This is a genomic window from Kocuria salsicia, assembly GCF_007681555.1.
GTDB classification, from domain to species: Bacteria; Actinomycetota; Actinomycetes; order Actinomycetales; family Micrococcaceae; genus Kocuria; species Kocuria salsicia.
In genome coordinates this window covers 319,633-333,184 of record NZ_VELE01000002.1, presented here as the reverse complement: position 1 = coordinate 333,184, position 13,552 = coordinate 319,633, and the positions used below count along the sequence as shown (strand labels likewise).

General features: G+C 69.5%; 12 protein-coding genes and 1 tRNA gene. 8 read left to right on the top strand and 5 right to left on the bottom strand.

Annotation, left to right across the window (positions count from 1 at the left end; all coding sequences use genetic code 11):
- The first annotated feature begins 1 nt into the window (after position 1).
- The 3 genes from FS770_RS06255 to FS770_RS06245 all read left to right on the top strand — a co-directional run bounded on the left by FS770_RS06255 (position 2) and on the right by FS770_RS06245 (position 2,332).
- Entirely contained in the window at positions 2-577 is a 576-nt protein-coding gene (locus tag FS770_RS06255; RefSeq protein ID WP_145010639.1) for a C40 family peptidase, read from the top strand.
- A gap of 244 nt (positions 578-821) precedes the next feature.
- On the top strand, positions 822-1,811 hold the full coding sequence (locus FS770_RS06250) for a C40 family peptidase (protein ID WP_144942414.1): 990 nt from the start codon (positions 822-824) through the stop codon (positions 1,809-1,811).
- Positions 1,812-2,008: 197 nt separating this feature from the next.
- The gene (locus FS770_RS06245; protein WP_144942413.1) at positions 2,009-2,332 is read left to right on the top strand and encodes a hypothetical protein; all 324 of its coding nucleotides are present in this window, start codon (positions 2,009-2,011) and stop codon (positions 2,330-2,332) included.
- 57 nt (positions 2,333-2,389) lie between these two features.
- Here FS770_RS06245 and FS770_RS14215 read toward each other — a convergent pair whose 3' ends face one another.
- Complete coding sequence (locus tag FS770_RS14215; RefSeq protein WP_144942412.1) at positions 2,390-3,271, bottom strand: DUF4031 domain-containing protein; 882 nt, start codon at positions 3,269-3,271, stop codon at positions 2,390-2,392.
- 60 nt (positions 3,272-3,331) lie between these two features.
- Between FS770_RS14215 and FS770_RS06235 the strand changes: the two genes are divergently transcribed.
- A tRNA-Arg gene (locus tag FS770_RS06235) sits at positions 3,332-3,404 on the top strand.
- Between the two features lie 78 nt (positions 3,405-3,482).
- Here FS770_RS06235 and FS770_RS06230 read toward each other — a convergent pair.
- Entirely contained in the window at positions 3,483-4,184 is a 702-nt protein-coding gene (locus FS770_RS06230; RefSeq protein ID WP_144942411.1) for a hypothetical protein, read from the bottom strand.
- 105 nt (positions 4,185-4,289) lie between these two features.
- On the opposite strand from FS770_RS06230, the gene FS770_RS06225 reads away from it, so the two are divergent.
- Both FS770_RS06225 and pcrA read left to right on the top strand, forming a co-directional pair.
- A complete protein-coding gene (locus FS770_RS06225) occupies positions 4,290-5,018 on the top strand; it encodes an NHL repeat-containing protein (protein WP_244944781.1) in 729 nt (242 codons plus the stop codon).
- A 79-nt stretch (positions 5,019-5,097) separates the two neighbouring features.
- Positions 5,098-7,554: a DNA helicase PcrA gene (gene pcrA / locus FS770_RS06220; protein ID WP_145010632.1), complete on the top strand. Its 2,457-nt coding sequence runs from the start codon at positions 5,098-5,100 to the stop codon at positions 7,552-7,554.
- Positions 7,555-7,626: 72 nt separating this feature from the next.
- On the opposite strand, the gene FS770_RS06215 is transcribed toward pcrA, so the two are convergent.
- Entirely contained in the window at positions 7,627-8,376 is a 750-nt protein-coding gene (locus FS770_RS06215; RefSeq protein ID WP_144942408.1) for a hypothetical protein, read from the bottom strand.
- 214 nt (positions 8,377-8,590) lie between these two features.
- On the opposite strand from FS770_RS06215, the gene sucC reads away from it, so the two are divergent.
- Both sucC and sucD read left to right on the top strand, forming a co-directional pair.
- Positions 8,591-9,760: an ADP-forming succinate--CoA ligase subunit beta gene (gene sucC, locus FS770_RS06210; protein ID WP_055082218.1), complete on the top strand. Its 1,170-nt coding sequence runs from the start codon at positions 8,591-8,593 to the stop codon at positions 9,758-9,760.
- 32 nt (positions 9,761-9,792) lie between these two features.
- Complete coding sequence (gene sucD, locus FS770_RS06205; protein ID WP_144942407.1) at positions 9,793-10,710, top strand: succinate--CoA ligase subunit alpha; 918 nt, start codon at positions 9,793-9,795, stop codon at positions 10,708-10,710.
- Positions 10,711-10,797: 87 nt separating this feature from the next.
- On the opposite strand, the gene purU is transcribed toward sucD, so the two are convergent.
- Both purU and FS770_RS06195 read right to left on the bottom strand, forming a co-directional pair.
- Positions 10,798-11,670, bottom strand: a complete 873-nt coding sequence (gene purU / locus FS770_RS06200; RefSeq protein WP_055083448.1) for a formyltetrahydrofolate deformylase — start codon at positions 11,668-11,670, stop codon at positions 10,798-10,800.
- A gap of 726 nt (positions 11,671-12,396) precedes the next feature.
- Positions 12,397-13,551, bottom strand: coding sequence for a VIT1/CCC1 transporter family protein (locus FS770_RS06195; RefSeq protein WP_144942406.1), 1,155 nt, complete (start codon positions 13,549-13,551; stop codon positions 12,397-12,399).
- Position 13,552 lies beyond the last annotated feature (1 nt).

The window sequence follows — 13,552 nt, the reverse complement described above, 5'->3', positions numbered from 1 at the left end:
CATGTCTTTCGTGAAGCACAGCACTGCCCGCCACCGTGCCGAGACGTCCTCGCACGTGGTCCGCAACTCCACCGTTGCGGCCGTGGCCGCCGGCGCCGTCGTCGCCGGTTTCGCATCCCCGGCCCAGGCCGCGGGTGAGGTCGTCGACCTCGGAACCACGTCCTACTCCGTGACGTCCTACACCACGCAGTCCAGCGGCATGCTGGCCTCCAGCTCGGGCGTCAGCACGCAGTCGAACCACTCCGCCTCCGGCGTCGTCGGCACCGCGTACGAGGGCATCGGTGGCGCCTACGTCTGGGGAGGCACCGGCTTCAAGGCCTGGGACTGCTCCGGTTTCGTGCAGTGGGTCTACGCCCAGAACGGCATCAACCTCCCGCGCACCACGTGGGCCCAGTTCGCCGCCAGCACGCCCACCTCCAACCCGCAGCCCGGCGACCTCGTGTCGCAGAACGGCGGCTCGCACGTGGGGATCTACATCGGCAACGGCCAGATGATCTCCGCTCTCAATCCTTCGCAGGGCACCCAGGTTCACGCTGTGAACGCCATGCAGGTGGACGGCTACTACAGCGTCCGCTGAATCCCTCGGGAGGCGGGCGTCCACACGGATGACCGTGCTCCCGCGCTGAGCTAGACACTTGGTCCTGCGCGCCGCCCGGAGCCCCTCGGGCACGGAAGCGGCGCGCACCGGGCCGGAACACCTGAAATCGCAAGTAACCACATCACCGCCCGCACGGTGAACCGCGGTGTCCACACCGGATGCCGAAGGCTCACCGCACTTCTCGTGCCCTGGGTGGATACGAACGTGTTAGGAAAACTCACGCATGTCGAACGAAACCGCTACCACGGCCAAGGGCCTCTTCGCCGGTAAGGCCCGCACCGTGGCCGCAGTTGCCGCCTTCTCCGGTCTGGCGCTCGCCACCACCGTGTCCGTCCAGGCCACGCAGAACGCCGACGAGCAGGCTCCCGCCGCCGCCGTGTCCGAGGCCCCGGCTTCCGAGAACACGGTCTCCGCCGAGCCCGCAGCGAAGGCCGACAAGGCCGAGAAGGCCGCCAAGTCGGAGACCAAGAAGGCCGACAAGGCCGAGGCCGCCGCTCCCGCCGTGCAGACGTCCGTGGTCGAGGCCGCTCCCGTGGCCGATGTGACCCCGCTGCAGGCTCCCGCGGCCCAGGCACCCGCCACCCAGGCTCCCGTGGTGACCACCGCCTCCGAGAACGTGACCCCGGTGGCCGAGCAGGCCCCCGTGTCCCAGGGCCGCCACGCCGCCCCGGCATCGCAGCAGACCATCCAGGCCGAGGCCGCGGCACAGAACTACACCGCCGTGTCGAACACGACCATTCCCGACACCACGGGCACCCAGAGCCAGAACACCGGTTGGACCGGCCACGCCACCGCCGACGTCGAGAAGACCCAGACCCCGGTTGCCGAGACGCCCGCCTCGACCACCAAGGTCTCCACGCAGTCCACCTCCGGCCAGTCCAGCTCCGCCAAGGGCAAGGCCATCCTGGGTGCAGCTCAGGACCAGATCGGCGTCAACCAGGACTGCACCGCCCTGGTGAGCAACTCCCTGAAGGCCGTGGGTATCAACTTCCACGGCTGGCCGGCCGAGTACAAGTCGCTGGGAACCGCTGTCTCCGCCGACCAGGCGCAGGCTGGCGACATCGCCTACTACGCTGACGGCGGCGCAGGCGTGGCCCACGTGGCGATCTACGCCGGCAACGGCCAGGCCGTGCACGGCGGCTGGAACGGCAACCAGACCGTCCAGACCACCGCGAACGTGGGCTCCGGCCCCGAGTACATCCGCGTCGGCTGATTCGGATCCTCCCGGCATGGCGGTGACCAGCCGCGTGCCACACCTCGTATCGAGTCGGGACCGGTTGTGTACCCGCTCCTGGCGCGAGCGACACGAGACGCAAGGACCCTGCACTGTGCAGGGTCCTTGCGTCTTTCCCGTACCCGGGTGGCGTTCGTACCCGGCCGGTGTTGGGGCGGGCGCCGTAGAATGGGGCCATGTCCACCGATTTCTCCCACGCGGCTCGCACCCCCCAGGACCAGGAGTTCACCTACTACGCGATCGGCATGGTGGCTGGCGCTGTCCCAGGCATCATTGTGGGTTTCCTGGTGGCGGCCTTCGCGGGCCACGTCGCCATGTGGCTGTCCGTCTTCGGCGGTGTGGGCATCATCATCGGTCTGGTGGTGGCGTCCCTGCTCTTCCGTAGACGCCGCGCGGCCGCCCGCCGTGAGGAGACATCAGCGCCGGGCGCGGCGGCCCCCAACGCGGAGTCCCCTGACGCCGACGACGCCGCGTCGCAGACGTCGCTGCCCCGCTGCTAGTTCGCGCGGCGCCGGGTTGCGGCTGCGTCCTGCGTCCCCGCAGGGTGTGTTCTCTCGTCACCGCGCGGTGAGCTCGGTGATCTCCCGCGAGACGTTCTCCCGCGCCCGGTGCTCCCACAGATCCACCGCAACGGGGTCGTGGAACAGCGCCGGCGCCGAGAGCAGCTGCCGCATCACCTCCGCGCGGGCCGCGCGGAACTCCGCCTCCGGAACCCGGGCGTACTCGCGCCGCACGGCCTCCGAGTAGCGGGCGTACTCCTGCGGCGAGGCCCCCAGGATGCTGAGGTCCGCGTCCACCAGCAGGCACGCGTGGCGGTCCTCGGGGCCGGGGCGGTGCTCGAGCGTCACCAGCACGAGCTCGGCAACCCGTTCCGCGGCGTCCGGGGTCCAGCCCGCGGCGGTCAGCTCACAGCGTGCGAGCTCGGCGGACGCCCGCTCGTCCTCACCTGCCCGGCCCTCGTGGACGGCGTCGTGGAACCATGCCGCGAGCAGCAGCTCGGGCTCTGGACGGCCGACGGTGAGCCGGTCGAGGGCCTCCAGCACGCGCAGCAGGTGGGAGGTGTCGTGGTAGGTCCTGTGGGGTTCGTTCCAGCGCTCGAGCAGGGCCGCGCCGAGTTCCGCGTGCCCCGGGAAGTGGCGAGCCCAGCGGGCGGTGAGCGCGGCGGTGATCTTGGCCGGGCGACGTCGTGCGGGGATCCGCAGGCCGCTTCGGATCAGCAGCCGCGCGAGCTGCTTGCCGTCCACGGCCACTGCGCCCAGGGCCACCGCGTCTGCGTGCCGGTGTGCTGGGACGTCGTAGTGGTCCTCGTCGAAGGCGCGCACGGAGACCCCGAGCTCCTGGGCGAAGCCGTGCAGCTCCTCGAGGGACGCGTCCGAGACCAGGTGGGAGAAGACGGTGCCGTGGGCGGGCCACCGGGGCGGGTCGATGTAGACGGTCATGTCCCCATTGTGCGCCCGACTCGCGGGTGGCCCGCCGCGCCGATAAAGTGGGACAGCGTTGCCCTCGTAGCTCAGGGGATAGAGCACGGCTCTCCTAAAGCCGGTGTCGTTGGTTCGAATCCAATCGGGGGCACGAGAAGTGCCCCACCCGTTCTCGGGTGGGGCACCGTCGTGTCCGGGGGCCTCGTGTCCGGTGGTTGCGGCGGGGAGTTCAGCTCCGGGGTCGCTGCCCGGGGAGCCTGCCCTGGGAGAAGTCATCGAGCTTGCGGCGCACCACCGAGACGCAGACGAGCAGGGCGATGAGCAGCAGGGCGGCGAAGAGGAGCCACCGGGTGAGCACGAGCCCCGAGGCGTACGCGGCGTACGCGGTGTCCTGCGGGTGGGCCACGGCGGAGTCGAGCGCGCAGTTGCCCAGCAGGAAGACCACGGCGTAGGCGAGCACGACCACCCAGTAGACCCACTTGCGGGCCCGCTGCGGGGTGTTCAGCCCCGTGAAGAGCAGCCAGCCCAGTCCGGTGAGCAGGGGCGTGAGCAGACCTGTTGTTGCATGGACGCCCTCGTACTCGGTGCGCCCGTCCGTGCCGAGCCCGCGGGCGAAGTCCGCCAGGTGCTCGGCGGAGAAGCCGCCGGCCAGCAGCTCCGGGGCCGTGACCCCTCCGGCCAGGGCGCCGGAGACTCCTTGCAGCACGAGCAGGTGGTAGTACAGCCACAGCGCCACGCCCACGGAGAACGCGACCCCCACGAGGATGCCCGCGGAGGAGCTCTTGCCGGGCTCCGGGGCGAGCTCGCCGGGGCGCATCTCGTGCACGCTCACGGGACGCACGGCCGGGTCCCGTGAGCGCCTCGGCGCGGTGGGCGTGGAGCCCTCGCTCTCCCCGTACTTCTTGACCTTCTGCGCTCTGGTCATACCCATGGCCCCATTATCCCCCGGGTTGTACTGTGAATGGACTACGGGTGCCACTCCTGCACGGGGTGGAGGTCAGGTGCCCCGCGGGCACCGCGAAAGGTGGTGACGGTCATGGAACTCTCCATCGGCCTGCCAGACGGCCTGCTCATGAGCGCGGATGAGGACGGCGGCCTGACCCTCTACGAGTCGGACCACACGACCGTGCGGCGGCGTATCGACTGCGGCGTCCTGAACGGCGCCCGGCTGGCGGACATCGTCTGGTCGCACAAGCTCTCCGTGGTGCTCGCCGCGGCCCCCGAGACCAACCAGCTCTTCCACTGGGACCCCTACACAGACTTCCTCCAGGAGTACGCGGGCGTAGAGGAGCCCGGGCGCAGGGACGGGAAGATCGCCCAGGCCAAGTTCGCCGCCACGGTCTCCATCACCGAGGCGCCGGACGGGAAGATCTGGCTCGTGGACCGCGACTCCTCCGCGCTGCGCTACATCACGGTCGACACGGACCGCCCGGACGGCGATCCACACGTGGTCACGGTCGTGGGCCGGCACGGGGCCGGATACGTGGACGGCCCGGCCGAGGACGCCAAGCTCGCGCACCCCGAGGACCTGCAGATCCTCTACGACGGATCCGTGGTGGTTGCGGACACCGGCAACGACGCCCTTCGCCACCTGGACCCTTCCGAGGGGGAGGTCACCACCATCTACGGCGGGCCGCGCACGGAGGAGGACGTCCTGGACGACGACGTCGTGCTGCGGGCCCCGGTGCGGGTCACCGTGGCGGACTCCCAGCTGTGGGTCGAGGACGCCAACGGCCGACACCTGGTCGAACCCCGCTACGTCTGAGCCGGCAGGAGAACTGCGAGCGCGGTCGCCGGGCGGGGACGCACGGCGCGTCGGAGAGCCCGGTTAGGCTGGGGCCACCATGGACTACCTCTCTGACAATCCTCTGCTCTCGGCGTCGTCGGTCCGGACGGGCCCGGGCAGCCGGGACAACGCTCCCGCTGCGGACGCGGTGTCCCCCACCCGCCTGGTGGAGGGCCTCAACGAGCCCCAGCGTGCCGCCGTGGAGCACTCCGGTGCCCCGTTGCTCATCGTGGCCGGTGCGGGCTCCGGCAAGACCAGGGTGCTGACGCACCGCATCGCCCACCTGCTCGCCACGGGGCGGGCACGGCGCGGCGAGATCCTCGCCATCACGTTCACGAACAAGGCCGCCGCGGAGATGCGCGAGCGGATCGTGGAGCTCGTGGGAGAGTCCGCGCGGTCCATGTGGATCTCCACGTTCCACTCGCTGTGCGTGCGGATCCTGCGGCGCGAGGCGAAGACGCTGGGGCTGAACACGAACTTCTCCATCTACGACGCCGCGGACTCCCTGCGGCTCATCACCCAGGTGGCCAAGCAGCACGAGCTGGACCCCAAGAAGTTCGCGCCCAAGGCCATCCAGCACAAGATCTCGGCGCTGAAGAACGAGCTCGTGGATGACGAGACCTTCCTGGCCCGCGCCAGTTCCACGGATCCGTTCGAGTCCGCCGTGGCCCAGGTCTACCGCGGGTACACGCAGCGGCTGCGCGCGGCCAACGCCATGGACTTCGACGACCTCATCGGCGAGACCGTGCACATGTTCCGCGCGTTCCCACAGGTCCTGGAGTACTACCGCCGCCGCTTCCGGCACGTGCTCGTGGACGAGTACCAGGACACCAACCACGCGCAGTACGCACTCGTGCGGGAGCTCGTGGGCGGGAACTCGCCCACGCACACGGACGACTCCGGGATCCCCCCGGCCGAGCTCACCGTGGTGGGCGACTCGGACCAGTCCATCTACGCCTTCCGCGGCGCGGACATCCGCAACATCACGGACTTCGAGCGGGACTTCCCGTCGGCGCGCACCATCATGCTGGAACAGAACTACCGCTCAACTCAGAACATCCTCTCCGCCGCCAACGCCGTGATCTCCCAGAACGCCGACCGTCGGGACAAGAAGTTGTGGACCGCCGAGGGGGACGGCGCCCCGATCGTCGGCTATGCCGCGGAGAACGAGCACGAGGAGGCGCGGTTCATCGCGGAGGAGATCGACAGGCTCCAGGACGAGCACGGGATCCGCCCCGGCGACGTCGCCGTGTTCTACCGCACCAACGCCCAGTCCCGCTCCCTCGAGGAGATCCTGATGCGCGTGGGCCTGCCCTACAAAGTGGTGGGTGGCACCCGGTTCTACGAGCGCAAGGAGATCAAGGACGCCATGTCCTACCTGCGCGCGATCACCAATCCCGCGGACGACATCACCGTGCGCCGGATCATCAACGAGCCCAAGCGGGGGATCGGGGACCGCGCCCAGGGCTCCATCGCCGCGCTCGCCGAGCGCGAGGACATCTCGTTCTCCGAGGCCATGCACCGGCTCGACGAGGCCCCGGGTCTCGCCACCCGCTCGGCGAACGCCGTGGCGAAGTTCGCCCAGCTCATGGACGACCTGCGGGAGCTCTCCGAGGGTGCCTCCACCACGGCAGTCCTCGAAGCCGTACTGGAACAGTCTGGCTACCTCGAGGCGCTGCGATCCTCCAACGACCCCCAGGACGAGTCCCGCGTGGAAAACCTCGCGGAGCTCGTGGCCGTGGTGCGCGAGTTCGAGAAAGACCATCCGGACGCCGGGCTTGGGGAGTTCCTGGAGCACGTCGCCCTCGTGGCGGACGCAGACCAGATCCCGCAGCAGCCCGCGACCGAGGAAGGCGGTGCGAGTGCCCAGCAGATCGCGCGCGAGGTCGAGGAGGCGCGCTCGCAGGGCGTGGTGACCCTGATGACCCTGCACACCGCCAAGGGCCTGGAGTTCCCCGTGGTGTTCCTGACCGGCATGGAGCACGGGATCTTCCCGCACCAGCGCAGCTTCATGGACCCCTCCAGCATGGAGGAGGAGCGCAGGCTCGCGTACGTGGGCATCACCCGCGCCCGGCAGCGGCTCTACATCACACGGGCAGAGTCGCGCTCCATGTGGGGGCAGTCGCAGTTCAATCCCGCGAGCCCGTTCCTGGACGAGATCCCCGCCCACCTCGTTGACTGGAAACGCGAGGGCGCTGCCGCCGCTGGCGGGTGGGGCTCACCCATCCACTCGGCCTCCCAGGCGAGGGACCCGCTGCGGGGCTCGTCGTGGGGTGCCGGCGCGGGGTCGGGCGCGACGTTCCGCAGGCTGTCCCCAGCGGCGTCGGGCCGCGTGCAGCCCCAGAAGGAGATTCCGTCCCTGAGTGTGGGCGACACCGTGGAGCACAAGGCGTTCGGCCGCGGTTCGGTGGTGGCACTGGAGGGATCCGGGGACAAGACCGTGGCCAAGGTGCGCTTCGGCGCCGAGGAGAAGCGGCTGCTGCTGCGCTACGCCCCCATGACCAAGGCGGAGTGAGGCCGGGCGGACCGCAGCCCTCGTCGGGTCACAGGAATACGGCGGAGCCGGGACGGTGGTGTGCCGCGGGCGTCAGAGCAGGGCGAGCACGGGAACCGCGAACAGCGCGGTGATGCGCAGCGACTCGCCCGAACGCACGTGGACCACACCCAGCAGCAGGTACACGAGCAGCGTGGTCAGCGCCGCCGCCTGACCCCGGTCCAGCAGCGCCACCGCGGCCATCAGGACTCCCGTCACGAGACCTCCCCACGGCACCCAACCCACGGGGCGCCGGTTCACGAGCTCGCTCACGGCCCGGTGGGAGTACGCCAGCAGGCTCGCGACCACCGCGCAGCGGCCCACGAGTCGGACCACCCACGCGAGCATCGCGAGCCACGCGAGACCGCCGTAGCCCGCGAAGAGCTCGCTATAGCGCTCCACGGGCGCCACGGCCCAGGAGCCGTCGAGCATCCCGGGCAGCACGAGCGCCAGCACGACGGCTGCCACGAAGCACACCAGGATGCCGCGCCACCGCCGGTGGTCCAGCGTTGCCTCCGTCCCGCCGTCGGGGCCCGTGCCGGGCAGGGGATCGACGCCGCGGCGTCGTGACCACGCCACCAGGGCCCGCGCCACGAGCAGCCAGATGACGCCGATGCCGAACCACTCGAGGCACTGCCAGCCCAGTGCGGTGTCCACCGGCAGCGAGCCCGTGGCCGTCAGCACCGTGCCGGCCACCACGAGCTCGAGGCCCAGCGAGACGAACGCGAGTGTGCCGAGCGAGGCCATGAATCCGCGGTCCGCCTCGCGGGCGTCCCAGGTCTCCGGCAGTCCGATGCGTCGCATGGCTCCAGTCAACCAGCCGGGCCCCCGCGCGCGGGAATCTGCTCGGGTGGGGCGGGGCGCCGAGACTTGTGTGCTCCGTGACGGTCCCATGGACTAAAATCGCTGCGAGGGCCCTGTGAGCGCAGCGTTGCGCCGCATCCCCCCACATCAGGTCGCTCCAGCCGGGGGTTCCCGGCGCGGGACGACACACCTCGACGCAGAAGGACACTTATCCGTGGACCTGTTTGAGTACCAGGCACGCGACCTGTTCGAGAAGCACGGCGTTCCCGTGCTGGCCGGCATCGTCGCCACTACCCCAGAAGAAGCCAAGGCAGCTGCCGAGAAGATCGGCGGCGTGACCGTCGTCAAGGCCCAGGTCAAGGTCGGCGGCCGCGGCAAGGCCGGCGGCGTCAAGGTCGCGAAGACCGCGGATGAGGCCTACGAGTACGCCCAGCAGATCCTGGGCATGGACATCAAGGGCCACACCGTCCACCGCGTGATGATCGCGCAGGGCGCGGACATCGCCGAGGAGTACTACTTCTCCGTCCTGCTGGACCGCGCCAACCGCTCCTACCTGGCCATGTGCTCGGTCGAGGGCGGCATGGAGATCGAGCAGCTCGCCGTGGAGCGCCCGGACGCCCTGGCCCGCGTGGACGTCAGCCCCGCTGACGGCATCACCGAGGCCAAGGCGCGCGAGATCGTGGAGCAGGCCAAGTTCGACGCCGAGACCGCCGAGAAGGTCATCCCGGTGCTCGTGAAGCTCGGTGAGGTCTATACCAAGGAGGATGCCACCCTGGTGGAGGTCAACCCGCTGGTCAAGACCGGCGATGGCGAGATCCTCGCCCTGGACGGCAAAGTCTCCCTGGACGACAACGCCGAGTTCCGCCACCCCGAGCACGCCGAGCTCGCGGACAAGACCACGGCCGATCCCCTGGAGGAGAAGGCCAAGGAGAACGACCTCAACTACGTCAAGCTGGACGGTGAGGTCGGGATCATCGGCAACGGCGCCGGTCTGGTGATGTCCACCCTGGACGTCGTGGCGTACGCGGGTGAGAAGCACGGCAACGTGAAGCCCGCCAACTTCCTGGACATCGGCGGCGGGGCCTCCGCGGCCGTCATGTCCGCCGGCCTGGACGTCATCCTCGGTGATCCCCAGGTCAAGTCCGTGTTCGTGAACGTCTTCGGCGGGATCACCGCGTGCGACGAGGTCGCCCGTGGCATCGTCAAGGCTCTGGAGATCCTCGGGGACTCCGCCACCAAGCCCATCGTGGTGCGACTGGACGGCAACAACGTGGTCGAGGGCCGCGCGATCCTGCGCGAAGCCAACCACCCGCTGGTCACCAACGCGGACACCATGGACGAGGGCGCCGACAAGGCCGCCGAGCTCGCCCACTCCGCCAAGTAATCGCCCACGCGCACAGCTACCAGGAAGAAGACATGTCGATCTTTTTGAACAAGGACTCCAAGGTCATCGTTCAGGGCATCACGGGCGGCGAGGGCACCAAGCACACCGCCCGCATGCTCGCGGCCGGCACCCAGGTGCTCGGTGGCGTGAACGCCCGCAAGGCCGGGACCACGGTGAGCCACAAGGACCAGGACGGCACCGCCGTCGAGCTGCCGGTCTTCGGCACCGTGAGCGAGGCCATAAAGGAGACCGGTGCGAACGCGTCGATCGTCTTCGTGCCGCCGGCCTTCTGCAAGGACGCCGTGATCGAGGCCATCGACGCCGAGATCCCGCTCGTCGTCGTGATCACCGAGGGCATCCCGGTGCAGGACTCCGCGGAGTTCTGGGCCCACTCGCAGGCCAACACCGGCGCGGACGGCAAGCCCAAGACCCGCATCATCGGCCCGAACTGCCCCGGCATCATCTCCCCGGAGGAGTCGCTGCTGGGCATCACACCCGCGAACATCACGGGCAAGGGCAAGCTGGGCCTGGTCTCCAAGTCCGGCACGCTGACCTACCAGATGATGTACGAGTTGCGTGACCTCGGCTTCACCACCGCCATCGGCATCGGCGGCGACCCGGTCATTGGCACCACCCACATCGATGCCCTCGAGGCGTTCGAGGCGGACCCGGAGACCGAGGCCATCGTGATGATCGGCGAGATCGGCGGCGACGCCGAGGAGCGCGCCGCGGACTTCATCAAGGCCAACGTCTCCAAGCCCGTCGTGGGCTACGTGGCCGGCTTCACCGCTCCCGAGGGCAAGACCATGGGTCACGCCGGAGCCATCGTCTCCGGCTCCTCCGGAACGGCCCAGGCCAAGAAGGAGGCTCTCGAGGCCGCCGGGGTGAAGGTCGGCAAGACCCCCTCGGAGACCGCGCAGCTCATGCGGGACATCTTCGACGGCAAGTGACCGGTTCCCGGTTCTCCGGGACGCCTCACACGACGACGCCGCTCGCCCACCTCGGTGGGGAGCGGCGTCGGTCGTCTGTGGAACGGCTCAGGCGAGCACGATGGTGCGGTTGCCGGAGACCACCACGCGGCCTTCGGTGTGCCACTTCACTGCGCGGGACAGGGCCTGGGTCTCCGCCTCGGAGCCCACCGCCACAAGGTCTTCCGGGGCGTGGGCGTGGTCCACGGGGATCACACGCTGGGCGATGATGGGGCCCTCGTCGAGGTCCGGGGTGACGTAGTGGGCGGTGGCCCCCACCATCTTCACGCCGCGCTCGTACGCCTGGTGATAGGGCTTGGCACCCTTGAACGAGGGCAGGAACGAGTGGTGGATGTTGATGCAACGCCCGGTGAGCTGCTGGGTGAGCTCGTCCGAGAGGATCTGCATGTAGCGGGCGAGGACCACCAGCTCGGCGTCGTAGGCGTCCACGAACTCGAGCAGCTGGGTCTCCGCCCGGGGCTTGGTGTCCCGGGTGACGGGAACGTGGTGGAACGGCACCTCGTAGAGGTCCACGAGCGGGCGCAGGTCCGTGTGGTTGGACACCACCGCTACGATCTCCACGGGCAGGGAGCCCACGTGGGCGCGGTGCAGCAGGTCCACGAGGCAGTGCGAGATCTTGGAGACCATCACGAGGACCCTGGTCTTCTTGCGCGCATCCACCAATCGGAAGTCCATCCGGTGCTTCTCCGCTACGGGGCGGAAGCCCTCGATGAGCGACTCCGTGGTCACTGTCCCGGGCTCGCTGATCGTGTGGCAGCGGATGAAGAACTCGTTGTTGTGGCGGTCGGAGAAGTGCTTGACGTCGAAGATGTCGCATCCCTGGCCGGTGAGGTTGGAGGCCACGGCGCTGACAAGGCCGTACGCCTCGGGGCAGTGGGCGGTCAGGATGTGCTCGTCGGGCGCGGCCGTCTGGGCAGACATGAGGGGATGCTCCTGGGTCAGGGTGGGTCACGGTGCGGCTCGTCAGACCACTCGTCCGGTGGCGCGGCCGCAGCTGATCCTATCGTCCCCCGGGCCTCGCGCGTCCCGGGCGGCTGCCCATTCCGGGACCTGCCCGATTCGGTGCTCTGCCCGTCGGTGGGATGATGACGTGTCTCGGGATGCTTGTGGGCCCCAAGACACCGGCCCTTCGGGGAGCCGCGGGGGCGTTGTCGACCGGTGGCCGCGAGAGCGGACGGTAGGAGCCCGTCCGGCGCGGGGAGAGGTGCGCCTCTGTCAGAGAACCAGCGGCCACCGGCAGGCGATAACGCCTCAACGGGATCAAGCCGTGGGCTGAGCGGCTACCGACGCACAGCATCTGCCACAGTGCACCCCCCAGTGCAGGTGTGGCGATTTCCCTGTGCGAAGTCTCCCGTTGCGGTGGTTCGTAGAACCACGCCCTCAGAATATCCGAATTTCTCAGATTACTCGGAGCTTGTGATTTTGCATACACTTTCTGCCGACTCGCAGTGTGATATTGCGGAGGGGGCTCGCGGCGACCATTTTCCGACTCAATAGGCCTCTGACTAGGGCAAACGATCAGATCTTTTCGGCCGGATATGATTAGCGAAGGCGAAGACTGGCCTATGTCCTGGATAACTGATAAAAATGTGGCCACTAGAGGGGACAAGCGGGAGGTGGTGGCCCGCGCGAAGCGGCGAGACTGTCTCAGGCGGTCCCCGTGTTGAACGCCAGCCCCAGCAGGTAGGTGGCCACTGCCGCGCCGTAGCCGATCCCGAGTTGCCGCAGTCCCCGCTTAAGCGGAGAGGCGCCGGAGAGCAGGCCCACGAATCCGCCGGTCACCAGCAGCGCCAGGCCCACGAGTGCCATGCCCACGGCCATCGCCACCCAGCCGCCCAGGCCGAACAGGTACGGGAGGATCGGGATGATGGCGCCGGAGGCGAAGAAGCAGAAGCTGGAGGCCGCCGCACCCAGGTCCGTGCCGAGGGCCTGGTTCTCCCCCGCGGCCGGGGCGTCCTCGTCCGTGGCCAGCGCGAGCCGCGCCCGCTCGTCCTGGAAGGACAGCGAGGGGTCGCAGTCGCAGTCGTGGTAGCCGAGACGCTCTGCCGCGCGGTGCTCGGCGGCCTCCTCGCTCATGCCACGGGCCCGGTAGATCAGGGTGAGCTCGTTCGCATCGAGGTCCAGGGAGGGTGCCACCTCCAGCGTGACCTGCGTGGGCTGCGAGGCGTCCAGGAGCTCGCGCTGGGAGCGCACGGACACGAACTCGCCCGCGCCCATGGACAGCGCGCCGGCGAGCAGGCCGGCCACCCCGGAGAAGAGCACCATGGAGCTCGACGTGCCCGTGGCGCCCACGCCCATCACGAGCGCGAGGTTCGAGACCAGGCCGTCGTTCGCGCCGAACACCGCCGCGCGGAAGTTCCCGGACAGCCGGGTGCGGCCGTCCGTGGCGAGTGCCCGGATGATCTCCTCGTGCACGGCCTCGTCCGCCGCCATGGCATCGGTGGCGTCCGGGTCCTCCCGGTACGGGGAACGGGACTCGGCGCGCTGCAGCAGGGCGAGCACGAAGACGGAGCCCACGTGCTTGGCCAGGAACATCAGCAGCTGCGCCTGCAGTGCCGGGCGCACGGTCTTCTCCGCGTGGGGTCCGAGCAGTCGGCGCCAGTGCTCCGCGTGGCGGCCCTCGCCCTCCGCCACGCTGTGCAGGATCTCAGCGTGGCGCCCGGAGCTGTGGCGGGCCAGGTGCTCGTAGGTGGCGGCCTCCGCGAGCTCGTCCGCGAGGTAGTGGCGCCAGCGGCGGATCTGGGTGGGAGTCGGCTCGTGGGTCTCGGGCGGCGTGGACGACGGCGTGGTGGTTCGTGGCATG

Bases quoted from the DNA above. Each gene is read 5' to 3' on its own strand.
- FS770_RS06255 (WP_145010639.1), top strand. From the start codon at position 2: ATGTCTTTCGTGAAGCACAGCACTGCCCGCCACCGTGCCGAGACGTCC.
- FS770_RS06250 (WP_144942414.1), top strand. From the start codon at position 822: ATGTCGAACGAAACCGCTACCACGGCCAAGGGCCTCTTCGCCGGTAAG.
- FS770_RS06245 (WP_144942413.1), top strand. From the start codon at position 2,009: ATGTCCACCGATTTCTCCCACGCGGCTCGCACCCCCCAGGACCAGGAG.
- FS770_RS14215 (WP_144942412.1), bottom strand. From the start codon at position 3,271: ATGACCGTCTACATCGACCCGCCCCGGTGGCCCGCCCACGGCACCGTC.
- FS770_RS06230 (WP_144942411.1), bottom strand. From the start codon at position 4,184: ATGGGTATGACCAGAGCGCAGAAGGTCAAGAAGTACGGGGAGAGCGAG.
- FS770_RS06225 (WP_244944781.1), top strand. From the start codon at position 4,290: ATGGAACTCTCCATCGGCCTGCCAGACGGCCTGCTCATGAGCGCGGAT.
- pcrA (WP_145010632.1), top strand. From the start codon at position 5,098: ATGGACTACCTCTCTGACAATCCTCTGCTCTCGGCGTCGTCGGTCCGG.
- FS770_RS06215 (WP_144942408.1), bottom strand. From the start codon at position 8,376: ATGCGACGCATCGGACTGCCGGAGACCTGGGACGCCCGCGAGGCGGAC.
- sucD (WP_144942407.1), top strand. From the start codon at position 9,793: ATGTCGATCTTTTTGAACAAGGACTCCAAGGTCATCGTTCAGGGCATC.
- purU (WP_055083448.1), bottom strand. From the start codon at position 11,670: ATGTCTGCCCAGACGGCCGCGCCCGACGAGCACATCCTGACCGCCCAC.
- FS770_RS06195 (WP_144942406.1), bottom strand. From the start codon at position 13,551: ATGCCACGAACCACCACGCCGTCGTCCACGCCGCCCGAGACCCACGAG.